Annotated in this window: 17 protein-coding genes; 6 read left to right on the forward strand and 11 right to left on the reverse strand. The window is 40.8% G+C overall.

The features are described from left to right. Positions 1-398 precede the first annotated feature (398 nt). From ACPWSO_RS04505 to ACPWSO_RS04535, 7 genes are all read right to left on the reverse strand, one after another. Complete coding sequence (locus tag ACPWSO_RS04505) at positions 399-1,223, reverse strand: carbohydrate ABC transporter permease (RefSeq protein WP_426081628.1); 825 nt, start codon at positions 1,221-1,223, stop codon at positions 399-401. Positions 1,224-1,238: 15 nt separating this feature from the next. Further along, complete coding sequence (locus ACPWSO_RS04510) at positions 1,239-2,111, reverse strand: carbohydrate ABC transporter permease (RefSeq protein ID WP_426081629.1); 873 nt, start codon at positions 2,109-2,111, stop codon at positions 1,239-1,241. A gap of 32 nt (positions 2,112-2,143) precedes the next feature. Further along, on the reverse strand, positions 2,144-3,400 hold the full coding sequence (locus ACPWSO_RS04515) for an extracellular solute-binding protein (protein WP_426081630.1): 1,257 nt from the start codon (positions 3,398-3,400) through the stop codon (positions 2,144-2,146). A gap of 78 nt (positions 3,401-3,478) precedes the next feature. Continuing rightward, positions 3,479-4,495: a LacI family DNA-binding transcriptional regulator gene (locus ACPWSO_RS04520; protein ID WP_426081631.1), complete on the reverse strand. Its 1,017-nt coding sequence runs from the start codon at positions 4,493-4,495 to the stop codon at positions 3,479-3,481. Positions 4,496-4,639: 144 nt separating this feature from the next. Continuing rightward, positions 4,640-5,446: an alpha/beta hydrolase gene (locus ACPWSO_RS04525; protein WP_426081632.1), complete on the reverse strand. Its 807-nt coding sequence runs from the start codon at positions 5,444-5,446 to the stop codon at positions 4,640-4,642. Positions 5,447-5,448: 2 nt separating this feature from the next. Beyond that, positions 5,449-7,734: a glycoside hydrolase family 65 protein gene (locus ACPWSO_RS04530; protein WP_426081633.1), complete on the reverse strand. Its 2,286-nt coding sequence runs from the start codon at positions 7,732-7,734 to the stop codon at positions 5,449-5,451. 69 nt (positions 7,735-7,803) lie between these two features. Next, positions 7,804-8,643 carry an AraC family transcriptional regulator gene (locus tag ACPWSO_RS04535; protein ID WP_426081634.1) on the reverse strand — a complete coding sequence of 280 codons (840 nt, stop codon included), beginning with the start codon at positions 8,641-8,643 and terminating at the stop codon, positions 7,804-7,806. A 611-nt stretch (positions 8,644-9,254) separates the two neighbouring features. Between ACPWSO_RS04535 and ACPWSO_RS04540 the strand changes: the two genes are divergently transcribed. From ACPWSO_RS04540 to ACPWSO_RS04560, 5 genes are all read left to right on the forward strand, one after another. Further along, on the forward strand, positions 9,255-10,433 hold the full coding sequence (locus ACPWSO_RS04540) for a galactokinase (protein ID WP_426081635.1): 1,179 nt from the start codon (positions 9,255-9,257) through the stop codon (positions 10,431-10,433). Positions 10,434-10,445: 12 nt separating this feature from the next. After that, positions 10,446-11,435 carry a UDP-glucose 4-epimerase GalE gene (gene galE, locus ACPWSO_RS04545; RefSeq protein ID WP_426081636.1) on the forward strand — a complete coding sequence of 330 codons (990 nt, stop codon included), beginning with the start codon at positions 10,446-10,448 and terminating at the stop codon, positions 11,433-11,435. A gap of 12 nt (positions 11,436-11,447) precedes the next feature. After that, entirely contained in the window at positions 11,448-12,941 is a 1,494-nt protein-coding gene (gene galT, locus ACPWSO_RS04550; RefSeq protein WP_426081637.1) for a UDP-glucose--hexose-1-phosphate uridylyltransferase, read from the forward strand. A 70-nt stretch (positions 12,942-13,011) separates the two neighbouring features. Further along, positions 13,012-14,022, forward strand: a complete 1,011-nt coding sequence (locus ACPWSO_RS04555; protein WP_426081638.1) for a LacI family DNA-binding transcriptional regulator — start codon at positions 13,012-13,014, stop codon at positions 14,020-14,022. A gap of 433 nt (positions 14,023-14,455) precedes the next feature. Then, a complete protein-coding gene (locus tag ACPWSO_RS04560; protein ID WP_426081639.1) occupies positions 14,456-15,019 on the forward strand; it encodes a YdeI/OmpD-associated family protein in 564 nt (187 codons plus the stop codon). A 144-nt stretch (positions 15,020-15,163) separates the two neighbouring features. On the opposite strand, the gene tsaD is transcribed toward ACPWSO_RS04560, so the two are convergent. Genes tsaD through tsaB form a run of 4 tightly spaced genes read right to left on the reverse strand, consistent with a single transcriptional unit; the run spans position 15,164 to position 17,919 of the window. Beyond that, positions 15,164-16,195, reverse strand: a complete 1,032-nt coding sequence (gene tsaD, locus ACPWSO_RS04565) for a tRNA (adenosine(37)-N6)-threonylcarbamoyltransferase complex transferase subunit TsaD (protein ID WP_426081640.1) — start codon at positions 16,193-16,195, stop codon at positions 15,164-15,166. Next, entirely contained in the window at positions 16,196-16,672 is a 477-nt protein-coding gene (gene rimI / locus ACPWSO_RS04570) for a ribosomal protein S18-alanine N-acetyltransferase (protein WP_426081641.1), read from the reverse strand. Further along, entirely contained in the window at positions 16,665-17,219 is a 555-nt protein-coding gene (gene rimI, locus ACPWSO_RS04575; protein ID WP_426081642.1) for a ribosomal protein S18-alanine N-acetyltransferase, read from the reverse strand. The genes rimI (ACPWSO_RS04570) and rimI (ACPWSO_RS04575) overlap by 8 nt, the downstream gene beginning before the upstream one ends. Then, the gene (gene tsaB, locus ACPWSO_RS04580; RefSeq protein ID WP_426081643.1) at positions 17,194-17,919 is read right to left on the reverse strand and encodes a tRNA (adenosine(37)-N6)-threonylcarbamoyltransferase complex dimerization subunit type 1 TsaB; all 726 of its coding nucleotides are present in this window, start codon (positions 17,917-17,919) and stop codon (positions 17,194-17,196) included. Before tsaB ends, rimI (ACPWSO_RS04575) begins: the two co-directional genes overlap by 26 nt. 263 nt (positions 17,920-18,182) lie before the next feature. Here tsaB and ACPWSO_RS04585 point away from each other — a divergent pair, with 263 nt between their 5' ends. Then, complete coding sequence (locus ACPWSO_RS04585) at positions 18,183-19,421, forward strand: SPFH domain-containing protein (RefSeq protein WP_426081644.1); 1,239 nt, start codon at positions 18,183-18,185, stop codon at positions 19,419-19,421. The last annotated feature ends 35 nt before the right edge of the window (positions 19,422-19,456 follow it).

A 19,456-nucleotide genomic window follows, 5' to 3' on the forward strand; every position in this document is an offset into this window, starting at 1 on the left:
TCCTAGTTTTACTACAAACGTAGGTTCTGCTGTTCTTTTTTGTTCAATAAATATATAGTTAATCTTTTTAGTAGAGTGGAAGCATATTAACAAAAAAGGGATGCAACATTCATTAAAAAAGCAATGCGACATCCCTGAAAAGCATCTTCCAAGTTAAATCCTTTAAAATCTGCTTCTTTCTCTTTAATCGACTAGATGAGTCTATTTAATTGGAACACATACCAATCAGCTGCGATTCAAAATAAGCCTTTAGTCGCTTTCATCTGCCAAGTCATCCGCAGCTTTTCTAACCCAAACAAATAATAAGTAAACCAAAATCTTTTGAGGCTATCGTACTTCATTTTTCGCTTATGATATAGACTCTTCTAAGAGACCCATTTATTCATTATTCCTTTATTTTATTTAACAGAACCATTTGTCATACCTGAGATGATGTTCTTTTGGAAAATCAGATATACAATCAAGATAACCAAAATCCCTACAACATAGGAAGCAAAAGAAGGACCAAAATCGTTAAAGTATTGTCCAGAGTAATTGTACTGGAACAGCGGCAGCGACCAATTAGATGAATCCTTATTCAAAATCAAAAGCGGCAACAGGAAATCATTCCAAATCCAAAGTGCGTTAATGATTAATGTTGTTGCATGCATTGGCTTCATCAATGGAAAAATAATTTGAAAATACATCCGCAGCTTCCCTGCGCCATCAATTTCAGCAGCTTCGTCAATTTCTTCTGGAATCGTATTTTTGATGAATCCGACATATAAAAACAACGTCTGCGGAATGGCGTAGGCTAAGTATAAAAGAATCAGCCCAGGTATATTAGACATATTCAGCTTGCTCATTAAGCTGGTAATTGGAATCATGATTACTTGAAAAGGAACAAAAATCCCTAAAATCAGCAAGCTGTACATAATACCAAATGCTTTCTTCCTCGAAATATTTCTAGCAATAGAATAAGCTGCCATTGGAACAAAAATCGTGATTAAAAAAATTGAACAAACGGTGATAATAACTGAATTTTGAAAATATTGACCAATCCCATCATCCAGTAGACGGGTAAAGTTCTCACCTATGAAAGGTGCTGGTATACCTAGAAAATCTCTAGTAATCTGCTTCGTTTCTTTAAAGGCGCTGATAAATGTGTAAAACAGCGGAATAAAAATCAGAACCAGTCCAATCATTAAGCCAAGATATTTAAAAACAGCTGACTGCTTTTTCATGATGTTTTCCCCTCTCTACACTTCATATTTCCGTGACGTACGGATTTGCAGAACTGATATCAGACCAATAACCAGAAACAGAATAACTGCAATCGCGTTTGCATAACCAAACTTATTACTCTTGAATGCATAATTGTAGACCAACAAACCAACCGAGGTTGTTTTTCCACCTGGACCACCACCCGTTAGAGAGTAAAGAAGATCAAAAGCAGTCAGTCCGTTCTTCAATGCCAGGATAAAGACCATGCTGATTGAAGGCAGCAGAAACGGAACCTCTACATTCCAGAAGCGCTGTCCCGCTGAAGCACCGTCAATCTCAGCAGCTTCCATTACATCTTTTGGAATACTTTGTAATCCAGAAAGGAAAATCACCACGGGAATAGCGATTCCCTGCCACAAAGCGACAAACAAAACGCCCAAAACCGCTGTTTTTTCATTTGCAATTAAATTTTCCTGCAGAAACGGAATATTCAAGGCCTCACCAATCTGGGGCAGCCCGTAATTAAATATCTGTTTAAAAATCAATCCTAATGTAACCGTACTCAATACTGCCGGAAAAAAGTAAACAGTTCTAAAAAAACCAGAACCCTTCAATTTGCTGTTCAGCAATCTGGCAATAAAAATACCGATGACAATTTCTCCTACAATCAGGCCCACCGTGAACAATACGGTGAACCAGATTGAAGAGCGCAGCTTTTCATCAGCCAAAATTTCCTTGAAGTTGTCTGCGCCGATAAAATTGTAATTTGATGTTAGACCTGTCCAGTCCGTCAAACTATAAAAGAACCCCTGCAGCATTGGAAAATAGAAGAAAACCAGCTGCAAAACGATAGGGATGATCAAGAATGAATACGCCCAGCCAAGATTGAGGACACCCTTCTTTTTCATTTGATCGTTACCCTCTTTCTATAATAAAGTTATTATTTCATGCTGTTGAAGAATGTGTTCAAATTTTTGGCCAGCTGACTACGGTCGCCGCTGACAATATAGTCAACTGTGGCATACCAGAAATCCGCCTCTGAATCCCATTCATTATGCAGCCAGATAATTTGCTTATCTGTTCCTACTAGTTTAGAAACTTCTTCAATTTCAGGGAACTTATCAGCAGTATCTACTGATGTAACAAATGTTGGCGAACCGTCTACATCATAATACTTCTGCATTGCTTTTTCACTGGCCAGATAGCTGACAAATTTCTCAGCAGCTTCTTTATTTTTTGTCGTTTTACTGATGGATACAGCCAAATCAGCAGCTCCTGCTGTCAGCTCTTCCCCAGCTTCTTTACCCGGATAAGCGAACATGCCAACTTCAAAATCGGGCTCCTGACTTTGAATAGCAGGCAATGCCCAGATACCATTAGGGAAAATTAAAGCTTCTCCTGTAGCGAAAGCTGCAACTGCGTCATCATAGGTCGCGCCATTTGCATTTTTCTGAGTATTTTCGTGCATGATATCCAATTCATCAGCAACTTGTTCAAAGGTTGAATCATCTACCTTGATAGCATCCTTAGGACTGCGAAGTAGGTAGTCATTGGCTTGTTCATGTCCACCGGTTAGTGTTGCCCAGGCTAATTGATGGAAGCCATTTAAGAAGCCTGCCGCATCCGTTGTCAACGCAGCAGAAAAAGGTGTTTGGCCGTCTTTCTTAATAGCAGCAACTGTTTTTTCAAACTCTGCCCAGGTTTTAGGTGCTTCCAAGCCTAATTTTTCAAAAGCTGTCTTGTTGTAGAAAAAGCCGTAAGCATTGTTGGTCAAAGGAACCGAATAAACCTTATCATCTACAGCATACGATTCAGGTACACCTTCCTTGATATCTTTCAAGATGTCGCTGTCTGTCAGATCCTCAAACATATCGTTTTTTGACCATTCAACAAAATCCGGTAAGGCTGGAAAAGCGTGAACAACATCTGGAACATCATCACTTGCCATCCGTGTTTTTAAAACAGTCAACCCATCGGGAACATTCGTCAGATTGACCTTAATATCAGGATTTTCTTTCTCGAAATCTTTAATGATTTCCTTCATCGTCGGCACCATTTCCTGCTTTTGGAAAAAGAACTCAATTTCCTTCTGTTTACCGCTATCCGCAGCTCCCTCCTTTTTACTTCCACAGGCGGTCAAAATCCCTCCTAATGTTAATGCAGCTGTCAGTAACACTAATTTCTTCATCGGTTTCATTTCTGTTACCCCTTTCATCATTTTGAAAAAGCGTTTCCACTAACTATGTGCACACATTACTGTTTACTAAAATTCTTGTCAATACTTTTGTTCACTTTCCCGAATAATTATTTCACCCGGAATGACACAGCGAATTGGATAGCTTCTCACTCCATCTATTTTCTCTTTGGCAAAGCGAATTGCCTGTTTTCCCAGTTCCATTGTCCGCAGCTCTACAGTAGACAGCGGCGGCGTCAAATATTCCGCTACCTCAATATTGTCAAAAGAAACTAGCGAGATATCTTTCGGAATCTTGACCTCCGCTTTCTGCAACGCCCGATAAACCCCTACAGCCATCGGATCGCTGGCAACCATTATTGCCGTGGGCAAATCGCCTTTTTGCTCCTCAATCAGCTCTTCTGCCAGTTTCATACCATTTTGTGTATTCCATTCACCTAGCTTCATAACAATATTTGCTTCCAATCCACGTTCAGCCATCCATTTTTTATAAGTAACTGCCCGAACATCTGCATCATCCTTCACCGTGACTCCCTCAGGGCGATGGCTTGTATGAACCCCGCCGATAAAAGCAATCCGCCGATGACCATTTTTATATAAGCGGTCAAGATTCTGCCTAGCTGCTCCTTCAATATCAGAATAAACCGTATCGTATTTTTCCGAAGTAAACGGGTCGTCAACAACCAGCAGCTCATTATTGTGCTGATAAATTTCCTCTAGAAAAGACTCTTCCAAATGCCCAAGAATAATCAGGCAGCCAAAGGCTTCCAGCTCTTCCAGTTTGACTCCGCTATCTAAACGAAAGAAGCGGTTAGCAGCTATCTTCTGTTTCTTTGCCTCTTCAAAAATCCCTAGGCGAATTGACCGGAAATACGGATCATCAATCTCTTCAGCTTCCGATACAGTAGTGATGATAGCAATTGAAGCTGTTCTGGAACGCGTACTTTGCCCCTTTTTATAATCCAGCTCCTTCACTGCCTCTTCAATTCTTTTTTTCGTTTCATTTGTAATGGACAGCTTTACATCTTCATTCAAAAAGCGTGAAACGGTTGTGGGCGATACGCCAGCCCTTCTTGCTACATCTCTAATTCCTGCCATATTCTTTTCCTCCTACTATAAGTAATCAACTATTTTTGTTTACTGTTTACCGTAACTATAAATCTAATTATTGTTTTTTTCAAGAGAAAACACAAAAAAAGTAAACAGCATGTTCACCTGTTTACTTAATTGCTTTTTTATTCCTTATTTCACTTCATCCAGCCATTTAGCCATATCCTCAGGCCATGATTGAATACGAGGTAAAATCATATCACGTTCTGGTGATTTCGTTTCTTCTGTTCCCAAAGATAAGCCGTGAGGTCCCTTAGGATATAAATGGAACTCACAGAAAATTTTTTTCTTCACCAACTGTTCAACTAACAATAAACTGTTTTGAACAGGAACTACCTGATCTTCAAGTGTATGCCAGATAAAAGTCGGTGGAAACGCTGCTGTGACTTGTTGTTCAATGGATAATTGATCTCGCAGGGTTTCCAGCCGATCTCCTAAAAGTTTCTTAAAGCTGGAGACATGCACATGACTACCGCCTGAAATGACAGGATAACATAATATCAAGCCTGCTGGTCGAAGTTGCTCTGAATCATTTGTCAAATCCGACAACAGCTTATCCTGCCAAAATGCACCCAAACTAGCCGCCAGATGCCCACCTGCTGAAAAACCCATCACGAAAATTCGCTGATGGTCAATCCCATGAACTGCTGCCAGGTCTTTGATGCAAAGTAGTGCCTTACCCAGCTGTCTTAGAGCTGTTGGGTATTCTGCCGGTGCGACACTATACTTCAAAACCGCCGCGTGGAAGCCTAATGCAAGCATTCTTAACGCCACCGGCTCCCCTTCCCTGTCGGAAAGATTTTCATAGCCGCCCCCGGGACAAATTAGAATCAGCGGCCGTTTTCGTTTTGGATCTATCCCTGCAAAGTTGTCTTGAATGTAGAGACTTAATTCAGCAGTCCAGCCCTCTTCTAAAATTTCTTGCTTGGCATAAAACATAATTAGCCCTCTTTTCTGTAGGGAATTTTTAAGCTCTGACTGGCTGTTAGGGTATACTCATGGTCATAAACCACAATCCTCTTTGGTTCATTTCCCTCTGTTGTTAGAATAATTTCCTGCTTTCCAGCAGCAACCTTTATTGGACTGCCCTGATAATTAACCGTGAAATGTAGTGCGTGCCATTTTTTAGGTAGTCTTGGATTCAATGCTAAGTGGTCTTTTCGAATCCGTAATCCGGCAAAACCAAAAACCAATCCTAAATAGGTTCCTCCCATGTTCGCAGCATGAATACCGTCCTGCGTATTGCCATGAGAATTTGTAATATCAATTTTAGAGGACTCGTCAAAATAGTGATAAGCCTTCTCTACGTCGCCGATTTGATTTGCGACAATACTAAAGATACAGGAGGACAGAGAAGAATCATGAGTCGTCAGCTTCTCATAATAATCGTATCCTCGTTTCATCTCTTCTTTATTAAATGCTTGATCATGTAGAAAATAAGCCAAAACTAAATCAGCCTGCTTACAAACCTGATGACGGTATAAGAATAATGGATGGTAGTTAAGCAGCAGCGGGAACTTCTCTTTAGGCAGCTCCTCAATCGGCAGTACTGGTTTAGCCAAAAAGCTATCATCCTGCGCTTGTATCTGCAATTCCTCAGAATAAGGCAAATACATAGCTTCAGATGCTTTTCGATAGTCTGCTATTTCTTCGTCAGTTACACCGAGACGGTCTAAAAAAGGCGCCTGTTTTTCTTTCAGCAGTGGATAGTGATCCGCTAGCCAAGACAGTTGGTACTGTACAGATATATTTGTATAGTAATTATTATTAACGACACAGGTGTATTCATCCGGACCAGTCATACAGTTCAGCTTAAAACTGCCGTTTTCGTAGCTGCCTGCGTCCAGCCAGAGGCGGCTTGTTTCAATCAGGATTTCTCCACCGTAAGAGAGTAGTGTCTCCAAATCTCCAGTTGCCTGATAATACTGAATAATAGAATACGCAATGTCGCTGTTGATATGGTATTGGGCAGTACCAGAAGGGTAATAGCCGGAACATTCCATACCGCTGATTGTCCTCCAGGGGAACAAAGCACCTTGCTTATGCCCAAGAACAGCCGCATTTTCTTTAGCCGATTCCAATATATTGTAGCGAAATTCGATTAGCTTCTTAGCAATCTCAGGATGAGTCAAAGTAAAGAATGGCAGCATATAGATTTCAGTATCCCAAAAATAATGTCCTTCGTATCCTTCTCCACTCAATCCTTTTGCCGCAATATTAGAAATACCGTCTTTGCCAGCAGATTGAAGTAGACTGTATAAGCTGTAATTCAACGAGTCATTCAACAGCGGATCCCCCTCAACAGAGACGGAAGATTGATTCCAAAAAGCAGCTAAATATTCTTTTTGCTTCCGATACCAGCCCTCCAGCGGCTGTTTTTTCACCTCTTTAGCCAGAAGGCTGGCATCTGTTTTTAAATCATATCGGCGTGAGTCTAAAAATAGGCTATACTTATTCAGACTGATTGTTTCTCCCTCAGTTATTTCACCGTCAAAAACAGTCGTTATTCCTTCGTGTTCTTCAATAGCCCCTAATTCCAAGCTGTCGGATACTTCATGAAAAACCACTGTTTGTACACGTAAGTTGGAGTTGGTTGTTTCTGCGGTAATAGAAGACATCTGCTTTTCCTCGTCATATACGCACTCCTTAACGGTTAGATACTTCTCTGCTTCAGCAGCCATTCTGGGATCATCAGGATTCACAAAGTTTTCAGCAGTCCCGAAATGCTCGGAGACAATTGAGACTTTCCCGGAAAAATCTCTAGATTTCACTTCAACCTCAATCGTAAACAAGGGCAATAATACCAGTGAAGTCATTCTACGGTAGCTAATCTCAACCTCTTTGCCCTGTTTGCTTTTCCAGACAAAGCTGCGCAGCGCTAAACCATTCTCCATATCTAAAACTCTGGTTAACCCGTGTATCCTATCGGTAAAAACTGTCACTTCCTCTTCATCCAGATAAAGGTGAATGCTCTGAGTATCTGCAACGTTTAGCAGCACCTGCTTCTTATTAGGAAAACCATATAGCTGTTCCGCCTGTTTCATATCAGCAATATCATAAAATCCATTGATGTATTGGCCTCTGCTGGAAACAAAACTCTCTGGATACCCCTCTTCAAAATTTCCACGAACACCAATATAGCCATTTGCAGTATGAAATAGTGTCTCTTGCAAAAGAAGTTCTTCATTTGTTAAGGAAAAATCTTTACGAACCATTTTTTTACTCATGCTGAACGCTCCTCTCATTTGGCTTTAGTTTATCATTGATGCTGGTTTTATTTCTCCTCGATTCCTCTTTTATTTATGTTGATTTCTTATTTTCATTTGATATTCTTTTGGCGTCAGCTGATATTTTTTCTTAAAGCCCTGAATGTAGGAATGAATACTGGAAAAGCCGTTTTCTATTGCGATATCAGTCACTGTTTTATTGGCGTAGTGCAGCTCCTTTAATGTTTTATTTAAACGAAACTCTATCAAATATTGATAAAAACTTATTTTCATTGTTTCTGTAAAAATTTTTGAAAAATAAGAAACTGAATAACCAGAGGCTTTGGCAGCCTGCTCCAAACTTAATGGATTTTGATAGCTCTTTTCAACTAAACTCAACACGGGAGAAAGCCGCTCTTTAATCTCCAACTGACTTTCCGCTGCAGTAGCTGCCGCCCAAGTATTTCGGTAAAGCTGAACCAGTAAATCCAGCAGCAGTGAACCAATTTCTCCTTCATAGTACGCTTCTTCACTTTGGTAAAGACGTCCGATTTCTTCAACAATCGGATAGAAAAGATGCTGTTTGCTCTGTACAGCCAGTTGGTTAAAGCGACCTTGATCATAATAAGGAAACCAGCTTTGGACAAAATCTGATGGAATCAACAAGGTAACACCTTCCATTTTATCCTCAGCAGCAACTGAAAAAATCTGATGGGTATCCCCACTATTAATGACTATTAGTTCTTTTTCTTGTAGTATTTGCTGCTTGCCTTCTATTTCTATGCCAACTCGCCCCGAAGCGATGAGTAGTATTTCAAGACTCCTGTGCCAGTGAACAGGAGAAGAAAGCTCAGGACCACTCAGCCTCTGATTCCATATTTTTAAAGGCAGCAGCGGGTTCTCACTGCGAACGACTTCATGTATCAACATTTCAACTTCCTCACTTCCAGCAACAGCTGTTACTGTTGCTTATTATACCCTACGACACAGCACAAAACTTTCGACAGCTCTCTTATACTTATCTAAACAAACATCACCAGCGACAAGCTCTGCTAACTATTGCTTGTCAAAAATGTTCTTTTAATGATGCTAAAAAGAGTTTGGACAAAAATAAATACTCATCCTTTTCTTTAAAAGACAATAAAACGGCGTTCCAGCAATCGTTTATTACACTACGCTTCGATAGCATCAACTTCTAATGTACGAAAGCACTAAGAGTTGCAGTTTTCGGAAATCAACCGAACCATTCCAAAAATACGGGAAGCTCCAGCTGGGCAACAATCAACAGCTACTCGATTTCCTCGTAGCATTTCTTGACAATTCTCGGATAACTTGTCTTGTTGCTGAGAAACACAGTGAAGGACGAGCTTTGAGAACCGCACCTTCCTGGTTCTCAAAGCTAAACACTTTTGTCTCGCCCTCAAACGCCTACCTACTATACCACAAATAAAAAACAATTTAAAACGCTTTCTATTTTCCTCTTGAGTTTATTTAGTAAATATTTTATAATATATTTACTAAATAAATTACGAGGTGATTTTGTGAAGGCAAAGCTGCAAGAACTCTATAAAAATCGTTTTAACTCTGAAAATGGTCAGTTTTATTTTGCTCCCGGCCGCATTAACTTAATTGGTGAACACACAGACTACAACGGCGGACATGTTTTTCCAGCAGCAATTTCCATAGGCACGTATGGTTTAGCTGAAAAAAGGACAGACAGAAAAATTTGTCTCTACTCAGAAAACTTTCCTCAGCTAGGTGTTATTGAGTTCAGCTTAGATGACTTGGATTATCGTAAAGAGGACGATTGGACTAACTACCCTAAAGGCGTTATTCGCTATTTAATTGAAGATGGAGCCGTTATCAATCATGGCGTGAATATCCTTTTCTACGGTACGATTCCTAACGGTGCCGGCCTTTCTTCTTCCGCTTCTATCGAACTACTGACGGGCGTAATTCTGACTGATTTGTTCGACTTAGATGCAAATACACTTGACCTAATCCGAATTGGAAAGCTTGTTGAGAACAAATTTATCGGCGTAAATTCAGGCATTATGGATCAGTTTGCCATTGGCATGGGTAAAAAGGACCACGCTATTCTATTGGATACCAACACGATGTTTTATGAGCTGGTTCCCGCTGCCTTTGGAGAATACGCTGTGGTTATTATGAACACCAACAAACGCAGAGAGCTGGCCGATTCTAAATATAATGAACGCCGGGCAGAGTGCGAAGAAGCGTTAAAAAGACTTCAAGAAGCTTTAGATATTGATTCTTTAGGTGAATTAGACGAAGAAACCTTTGAAGCAAATACTCATCTGATCAAAGACGAAACCTTAATCCGTCGGGCAAAACATGCAGTTACTGAAAATCAGCGGACATTAAAGGCCAGACAAGCACTAAAAGAAAATGATTTGATTACCTTTGGAAAGCTGCTAAATGCTTCCCATTACTCCCTACAGTTTGATTATGAAGTAACAGGTATCGAACTCGACACACTGGTAGAAGCGGCACAGAAACAGCCGGATGTTCTTGGAGCTAGAATGACTGGAGCCGGATTTGGCGGCTGCAGCATTGCCTTGGTGAAGGAGCAGTCTATCCCTACCTTCACTCAGGCTGTTGGCACAGCCTACAAAGATAAAATTGGTTATGAAGCAGACTTTTATACAGCTCATATCAGTGATGGTGCCAGAAAATTAGACATAGAGGAAGCATTCTAAGGAGGAAAAATAATGGGTATTTTAGTATTAGGCGGAGCCGGTTATATTGGTTCCCATGCAGTCGATCAGTTAATTACTGCAGGTGAAGAAGTGATTGTCATTGACAATTTATTGACCGGACATAGAAAAGCAGTCCATCCAAAAGCAGTCTTTTATGAAGGCGATATCCGCGATAAAGAATTCATGGAAAAGATTTTTGAAAAAGAAAATATTGAAAGCGTCCTTCATTTTGCTGCCAGCTCTCTGGTGGGCGAATCGATGGAGAATCCTTTGAAATACTTTAACAACAACGTTTACGGTATGGAAATCCTATTAGAGGTTATGGCTGCTTATCAGGTGAAGCACATTGTCTTTTCCAGCAGTGCCGCAGTCTACGGGGAACCAGAAACCTCTATTATTACAGAAGAACTGCTTCCTAACCCTAAGAATCCCTATGGAGAAAGCAAGCTGATTATGGAAAAAATGATGAAGTGGTGCAGTCAAGCCTACGGCATTCAGTTCGTTGCTCTCCGTTACTTTAATGTTGCCGGAGCTAAGTCTGACGCTTCAATTGGAGAAGATCATACGCCTGAGACTCATTTGGTACCGATTATTCTGCAAACTGCATTAGGACAAAGAAAAGAGCTGGCCATTTTTGGTGATGACTATGCTACACCTGACGGCACCTGCATTCGGGATTATGTCCATGTGGAGGATTTGATTGCTGCTCATCTTTTAGCTTTGAAGTACCTGAAATCAGGAAACAACAGTGCCGTTTTCAACTTAGGCAGCAGTCGAGGCTATTCAGTTAAGGAAATGCTGGAGGCTGCCAGAGAAGTCACAGGCAAAGAGATTCCTGCTGTTGTAGCGCCAAGAAGAGCTGGCGACCCAGCGGTTTTAGTCGCATCCAGTGAAAAAGCAAAAGCAATTTTAGGCTGGACACCTGCCTACACGACAATCAAAGATATTATTAAAACTGCCTGGGATTGGCATGTAAGTCATCCAGAAGGCTATCAGGAATAGGAGCATACACTTATGACAACGAGTCAGACAATTAAAGCATTTGCCGCTGCCGCTATCCAAAGCGGCGGCTGGCAAGAGCTGGACCGGATTTACTTGGAGAATCGAGTGTTGGCATTGATTGGGGAAGCAGGTTTAGAGGATGAGACAGCTGCTGCAACCGTTCTATCCCCTCTCCAGTTAACTGAACAGCTGATGAAGCTGGCAAAGAAAAATCAAGTCATTGGTGAACTACAGGCGGATTATGACATGCTTGAGGCTCAGCTCACTGATTTATTAACCCCTTCTCCTTCTCAAGTTAATCAGCTGTTTAATGAAAAATATGCAGAAAATCCAGTAGCTGCCACAGATTATTTTTATCAGCTAAGCCAAAATAATAATTACATTAAAACAAAAGCAATTGCTCAAAATATTGTTTTTCCAGCTAAATCAGAATATGGTACACTGGAAATAACAATTAATCTTTCCAAGCCGGAAAAAGATCCGAAGCAAATTGCAGCAGAAAAAGAATCGCCAAGCAGTAATTATCCAAAGTGTCTGTTGTGCATGGAAAATGAAGGCTATAAAGGACGGATAAATGCACCTGCCCGCACCAATCACAGGATTATCCGAATGAAGCTTGGCGAAGAAGACTGGGGATTCCAATACTCCCCCTACGCCTATTACAATGAACATGCGATTGTTTTAGCTGAGGAACACCGGCCAATGAAAATCACCCGACAGACCTTTCAGAGACTGCTGGAGATAATTCAAGTCCTTCCTCACTATTTTGTTGGTTCAAATGCTGACTTACCTATTGTGGGCGGCTCTATTCTTTCCCATGATCATTATCAAGCTGGACGCCATACCTTTGCCATGGAAAAAGCTGAGATTGAAAAGAGCTTTACGCTGACTGATTTTCCTGCGGTAAACGCCGGAATCGTCAAATGGCCGATGTCTGTTATTCGACTACAAGGAACTGAAACGACAGTACTAACAGAAGCTGCTGCTATGATTTTACAGAAGTGGCAGACCTACTCCGACTTAACTGTTTCAGTTAAAGCCCACTCTGAAGACGGGACACCCCATCATACTATTACACCGATTGCCCGTAGAAAAGGCGACTTGTTTGAATTGGATTTAGTTCTCCGTGATAATAATGTTTCAGCAGAATTTCCAGATGGTATTTTCCATCCTCACAAAGATGTACATCATATAAAAAAAGAAAACATCGGTTTAATCGAAGTTATGGGACTGGCTGTTCTGCCGCCAAGGCTGGCAGCTGAGCTTAAGGAAACAGAGGCTTACCTGCTGGAGCAGGAGAACAATCTGGCTGTGTATCACAAGGCCTGGGCGGATAAGCTCAAAAAAACAAAAATAATTACTAAAGAAAATGTAACAGAGGTTGTTCAGCAAGCTGTCGGCAAAGTATTCGAACGGGTGTTGGAAGATGCGGGAGTTTTCAAACGAAACCAGCAGGGACAGGACGCCTTTCATAAATTTATCAATTATTTAAATTCTGCTGAATAATTCTCTGCTGTCTAAAAAAAGTGAATCTATTTTCGTTTTAGCAGAATTTATAGATTTTAGTTAAGAGAAGGTGATGATTATCGCAACAATTAAAGATATTGCTCAGCTGGCAGGTGTTTCCCCTGCTACTGTTTCCCGCGTTTTGAATTACGATCAGGGACTATCCGTAGGTGATGAGACAAAGAAAAAAATATTTGAAGCTGCTGAAGAATTGAGCTATACAAAGCATAAAAGAAATCAGCCTCAAGGAAAGCACACTCTTCGGTTGGTACAATGGTATAACGATCAGGAAGAGCTTGCAGATATTTACTATTTATCCATTCGGTTAGGAATCGAGCGCAAAGCTGAAGAATTAGGTATTTTCTTATTAAAAGAGCCCTTGGATGCACTATCTGAAACTAAAACTGACGGTACTATTGCCCTCGGTAAATTTGATGAAAAGCAAACTACAGCTCTAGGCTCATTAGGAGGCAAATTACTGTTTGTCGATTTTGATGCTTCGGCTGCTGGATATGATTCACTAGTTGTCGATTTCTCACAGGGGATTGACTTAGTTTTAAACAAGTTTATTACAGATGGACATCAGAAAATTGGCATTCTGGCAGGAGTCGAACATACTAAAGGCTCTGGCACAAAGCTGGCTGACCCTCGATACCAATTATTTAAACAAAAAACAATGCAAAAAAAGCTGTTTTCCGAAGACTTTGTTATCGAAGCAAATTTTTCAGTAGAAAACGGTTATGAAAAGACTAAAGAATTTCTTGATAATAGACAACCTTTACCAGAAGCACTTTTTGCTTCCAGTGATGCCTTAGCAGTTGGTGCAATCAAAGCAATCCAAGAGCATGGTCTTCAAATCCCTGAAGATATTTCTGTGATTGGCTTTAACGATGTCAGCGTTGCGAAATATCTCTCACCGCCGCTTACCACTGTAAAAGTCCACACTGAATGGATGGGCGAACTGGCGATCGATACTATTCTTGAACTGATGAAAGAAAACGCACCAGTTCCAAGAAAAGTAATGATTGGCACAGAGCTAATTGAGCGAACCTCTACCCGCAACAAGCAATCGTTCAATTAGCTTGTTGTTAAATGGTATTGGCTGGAGAAAAATTAAATAAAACCCTAGAACTTGGAACAGCAAGCAGAAAAAGTCTGGCTTTGTTCCAAGTTCTATTATTTGAAAAAGAACTTCGCCAATGATTTGAATAATCAGTTGGCATTAATCTGACATTCTCTTTTCTTGAAAATAATTTCTAGTTAAAAATCCTAGCTGGCACCCTACGCTGCTTTTATATATAATAGTTTATATAACACTAGCTGCAGCAGCGATATTTTTACTTTATCCCTCTTACTCTATTAGAGGACGGCAGCTATTTTTATCTATGAGTATGCGCACAGATTTTATAAGGAATAACTGTTATATCATGCTCATTTCCGATGTTAAAAAGGAGCGAACCATTGGAATTACTATCGAAGAATAACATCTTTAACGATTAAAAGGAGGCAAATAAATGAGCGAACCTTTGTTGTTCAACACCCGTGATACATTTAGAGAGTGGTTGACAAAAAATGCCGAAACTAGTGATGGCGTCTGGCTAACCTTTGGTAAAACAAAGGCACTACCCACATTAAAAGCCGGTGAAGCACTAGAAGAAGCCCTTTGTTTTGGCTGGATTGATGGTTTAATGAAACGGGTAGACGACCAGTCTTACATTAAATATTTTTCTCAACGTAGAAAAGATAGTAAATGGTCAAAAAAGAATAAAGAGCTGGCACTTCAGCTGGAAGAAAAAGGGCTGATGACCGATTTAGGCAGAAGAAAAATAGACGAAGCAAAGAAAAACGGAAAATGGGCGAGTGCCTCTTCCCCTTCCACTGTGACAGAGGAACAAGTGGCACAGGTTCGTCAGCTGTTGAAAGCAAATGAGGCAGCTTATCTAAATTTCACAAATATGTCTCCTTCTGTGAAACGGACATATACCAGAGCCTATTTCGATGCTAAAACAGAAAGCGGACGTACAAAACGCCTAGCATGGATGCTGGAACGGCTAGAGCAAAATTTGAAACCTATGTAGATAACAGTCAAGGAAATCAAAAAGGATGGAACACATATTACATGTGCCTCATCCTTTTTTGATTATTGAGTCCGTTTTTTCATTGATAAAAATTCTATGAACGCAGGTAGGACTGGTGATCGATAATCACAGCTTTTGCCTAAATCAGCTAGTAAAGCTCAGCCCGGGAACAGCATTTAGACGATAGTCGGCAAGATGCCCTTTCTCTAATTCAATAAAAGCAGCGGCGCCAATCATTGCTGCGTTATCTCCACAAAGCTTCAATGGCGGAACAATCAACGTGACGTCAGGAAGCTCTTGCGCGACAGCTTTTTCCAACGCTTCCCGCAATCCTTTATTGGCCGCCACACCGCCTGCAACAATCAGCTGCTTCACAGGATATTCCCGACAGGCACGCAGTGTTTTGGATACAAGAACTTCTACTACACTTGCTTGAAAGCTGGCAGCTAAGTCTTCTTTACTGAGCGCTTCTTCCCGCTGCTGTGCATTATGAACAGTATTGATAAAGGCACTTTTCAACCCGCTGAAGCTAAAATCGTAGTTGTCTTCTTTGATCATCGCCCGCGGAAAATCAAAGGTATCCCTGCCGAGATGAGCTAGCACATCAATTTCCTTCCCACTGGGATAGCTTAGACCCAATACACGGCCAACCTTATCATAGGCTTCGCCTGCAGCATCATCCCGAGTTTCACCGATAATTTGATACGAACCATCTTCCTCCATATACACCAACTCTGTATGACCACCACTGACCAGCAGCGTCATCAAAGGGAACACCAATGGCTGAACTAGTTTTGCTGCATAAATATGGCCAGCCATATGATTTACCGGAATCAAGGGTAAATCATTCGCCCAAGCAAATGCCTTGGCTGCAGATACTCCAATGAGCAATGCTCCAACTAGGCCAGGACCATAGGTTACCCCAACAGCGGTTAAATCATCCGCTTCTATACCTGCTTCTTCCAGCGCTTCTTCCATGCATATTGTAATTTGTTCTACATGATGACGACTGGCAACCTCTGGTACAACACCGCCAAAACGCTGATGGCTTTTTATTTGAGAGGCTATTATATTAGAAAGCACTTCAGTACCGTTTCGAATGACCGCGGCACTTGTTTCATCACAGCTGCTTTCAATTGCCAATATTAAGCATTCTTCTTGTTTTAAATCCGACATTTAATCCCCTTCTTCTATTCTCAGTTCCATCACTAAGCCGTCTTCCTGAGGGTGATGGTAATAATTCTTTCTTCGATGGATACATTGGAAACCAAGCTTATTATAGACCTTTTGTGCAGAAAGGTTTGAAGCCCGAACTTCTAAAAAAACTTTCTGCAACCTGTTCTCCTGCCATATTCTGAAAGTATTCAGCAGCATATCTTTCCCATACCCCTGATTTTGACTATTCTTTTCAATTACAACATGAGTTATATCTGCTTCATCTAATACTTGCTGATAGCTGACAAAGCCAATCAGCTGCTCTTCATCAGTGTAAAGTAAATAATGGCTGCTCTCTCTCATCACATCTTCTTGAAACTGTGCAGCTGACCAGGGAGAACCGTGTGGATAGCTATCCACACACAGCTGCCAAAGTTTTTCTGCCCAGCTGGAATAGTCTGTACTCTTTATTTTTTTCAGCTTCTCTAAACTAGCCATTGCTCAAATCCAGAATCATTTCTAATGCATCTTCCCCGTCATCGTAATATCCTTCAGTGATTTTACTTGAGGTAAAGCCGATTTTTCGATAAACACTTTGCGCATGCTTATTTATCAGCTTAACCTCCAATGACATTTGGGTACAGCCTTGTGCAGAAGCAAATTGAATTGCTTCGTTCAGAAGATAACTGCCAATCCCCTGTCCCTGTGCTGATTTTCCAACCGCAACATTCGTAATGTGCCCGTCATGCTCAATCACCCGACAGCCAATAAATCCCACGGTCTTTTCTTCTTTCAGGATTAGGATATAGAGATGAGGATTTTTCGAATGAATTTCTGATAGAAAAGCAGAACGAGTCCAAGGCAGTTCGCCATTGTATACCTCTCGTTCAATGGTCAGAAGATCCTTGATATCACTTTCCACAATCCCTCTTACTGTATACTCTTTATCTTCAATAGTGACTGTTTTACGGTCAAAAGCCTGCCAATTCGACTTTTTTTTAAACAGTCTGCGAAGCGACTCAAATTTTTTCAACGTAACTCTCATCCCCCATTGAATGTTCTTTCAGCCAATTTTCTTCCGCCTCTACTCTTTTCAAGTAGTCAGGCAAAAATGTATGTATCTCTTCCACAGGTTCTTCTACCGCTCCTAAAAAGGCGGCAGCTGCACTGGAAGGAATCTGCCACTGCGGATAAGTATTAAGGGAACTGTCCGGCAGTTCCTGTTCTATTTGTTCACGAAATTTTTCGATATCTTCTCCAACAAAATAAACAGCGGGATAGCTTTGGAGCTGTTTTAGCCAGTCACTCATAGAAATATGCCGGTCAGAAATAATAGTTTCCCATGCTTCTGTCTCTTTATTAAACGTATAAGCTCCTGTATAAACATTGTTTCTGCGAGCGTCAAACACAGGGACAATCAGTCCTGAAATATTTATGCAGTTGGCTGCCAGCACTTTTAAACTGGATATGCCCACAAGCTCCTTTTTCAATGTATAGGCCAACGTCTTTGCTGTAGTAACACCGATTCGTAAGCCAGTGTAGGATCCAGGTCCTTGAGCAACTACAATCCGATCCAGCTCCTGAGGCTTCAACTGACAAACAGTCATCAGCTCTGTAATCGCCGGCATCAGAGTAATGCTATGATTTTTCTTTACAGTACTTGTAAATTCTCCCAGTATTTTGTTATCTTCGCATACTGCAACGGATAATGTTTGATTTGATGTATCTATAGCTAAAATACGCACAAAAACCAGCCTTTCCATCTCTTTGTCGATTTATTGTAGCACATTTTCTCATTAAGGTAAAAAGTAGAAAAAGACTTACTCTTTTTAATCATTATAAAAAGCAACAAAATACTTAATTTTTTGTTTTTTCATACAGTATAAGTTTCTGAAACATCTGAGATTTTTTTCATTAAAAAAACTAAACATAAAACAGGGTTATATTTTCTTGGAATCCCCTATGGTATAATTAATACGTTTACAAGTATTTTGAAGGAGGAATCGTAATGGGTATTATTAAAGCAGCAATTGGCGCTGTCGGCGGAGGCTTAGCTGATCAGTGGGTCGAGGCGATTGAGCCGGCTGACATGTCAGACACGACTGTTATGACAAAGGGTGTATTTGTACGAAAAGATGACCGTAGAGGTTCGAATAAAAAAGGAACGGCAGATGTTTTAACTGATGGTTCTGTTGTCCATGTTTATCCTAATATGATGATGATCTTGGTCGACGGCGGAAAAATTATCGATTATACCGCCGAAGAAGGCTACTATGTAGTAAAAAATGATTCCGCTCCATCCATGTTCAACGGTAGCTTGAAGGACGCTGTAGCTGAGACCTTCAATCGTTTCAAATTTGGTGGTGTAACACCACAGAAGCAGCAGGTTTATTACATTAATCTGCAGGAAATCAAAGGCATTAAGTTTGGAACAGCTTCGCCAATCAATTACTTTGATAATTTTTATAATGCAGAGCTGTTTCTCAGAGCACATGGCACGTACTCAATTAAAATCACTGACCCGTTATTGTTCTTCTCAAATGCCATTCCGAGAAATAAAGAACAGGTTGAAATTAATGACATTAATGAACAGTATTTATCTGAGTTCTTAACTGCTTTACAGGCTGCCATTAATAAGATGTCAGCTGATGGGGAAAGAATTTCCTATGTACCATCAAAAAGCATGGAACTAAGCAGCTACCTTAGCTCTATTCTTGATGATAACTGGCGGGAGCTTCGCGGAATGGAAATAGTTTCAGCAGCGGTTGCCAGTATTTCTTATACTGATGATTCTACAAAATTGATTAACATGAGAAATCAAGGTGCAATGCTGGGAGATCCAGGAGTTCGTGAAGGTTATGTACAAGGTTCCCTTGCCCGCGGCATGGAGGAAGCTGGTAAAAATCCGAATGGGTCAATGAGCGGCTTCATGGGTGTCGGTATGGGGATGAATACCAGCGGCAACTATTTCAATCAGGCTTCGCAGACCAACCAGCAGCAAATGCAGCAAAATCAACAACAGCAGGAGCAGCAGAAACAATCAGCGGCGGATTCTTGGACCTGTCCTCAGTGTGGCGTAGAAAATCAAGGTAAATTCTGCTCAAACTGCGGCACACCAAAACCAACGAATGAAGTACCAAAGCTGGAAATGAAGTGCAGCGAATGCCACGAAATCGTTGATCTTGCCAACGGTATTCCGAAGTTCTGCCCTCATTGCGGCAAGCCGTTTCAAGGAGTTCCTTTATAAAATAATAAAAGTAGTCAATATTAAGCGTGGTATTG

It is taken from the genome of Enterococcus sp. LJL51 (genome assembly GCF_049894025.1).
GTDB lineage: Bacteria > Bacillota > Bacilli > Lactobacillales > Enterococcaceae > Enterococcus_L.

Coding starts and splice junctions, on each gene's coding strand:
- rimI (WP_426081642.1), bottom strand. CDS start 17,219: ATGAGAGTTACGTTGAAAAAATTTGAGTCGCTTCGCAGACTGTTTAAA.
- ACPWSO_RS04530 (WP_426081633.1), bottom strand. CDS start 7,734: ATGAGTAAAAAAATGGTTCGTAAAGATTTTTCCTTAACAAATGAAGAA.
- ACPWSO_RS04585 (WP_426081644.1), top strand. CDS start 18,183: ATGGGTATTATTAAAGCAGCAATTGGCGCTGTCGGCGGAGGCTTAGCT.
- ACPWSO_RS04535 (WP_426081634.1), bottom strand. CDS start 8,643: ATGTTGATACATGAAGTCGTTCGCAGTGAGAACCCGCTGCTGCCTTTA.
- ACPWSO_RS04510 (WP_426081629.1), bottom strand. CDS start 2,111: ATGAAAAAGAAGGGTGTCCTCAATCTTGGCTGGGCGTATTCATTCTTG.
- ACPWSO_RS04560 (WP_426081639.1), top strand. CDS start 14,456: ATGAGCGAACCTTTGTTGTTCAACACCCGTGATACATTTAGAGAGTGG.
- rimI (WP_426081641.1), bottom strand. CDS start 16,672: ATGGCTAGTTTAGAGAAGCTGAAAAAAATAAAGAGTACAGACTATTCC.
- galT (WP_426081637.1), top strand. CDS start 11,448: ATGACAACGAGTCAGACAATTAAAGCATTTGCCGCTGCCGCTATCCAA.
- ACPWSO_RS04505 (WP_426081628.1), bottom strand. CDS start 1,223: ATGAAAAAGCAGTCAGCTGTTTTTAAATATCTTGGCTTAATGATTGGA.
- tsaD (WP_426081640.1), bottom strand. CDS start 16,195: ATGTCGGATTTAAAACAAGAAGAATGCTTAATATTGGCAATTGAAAGC.
- ACPWSO_RS04520 (WP_426081631.1), bottom strand. CDS start 4,495: ATGGCAGGAATTAGAGATGTAGCAAGAAGGGCTGGCGTATCGCCCACA.
- ACPWSO_RS04515 (WP_426081630.1), bottom strand. CDS start 3,400: ATGAAACCGATGAAGAAATTAGTGTTACTGACAGCTGCATTAACATTA.
- ACPWSO_RS04525 (WP_426081632.1), bottom strand. CDS start 5,446: ATGTTTTATGCCAAGCAAGAAATTTTAGAAGAGGGCTGGACTGCTGAA.
- galE (WP_426081636.1), top strand. CDS start 10,446: ATGGGTATTTTAGTATTAGGCGGAGCCGGTTATATTGGTTCCCATGCA.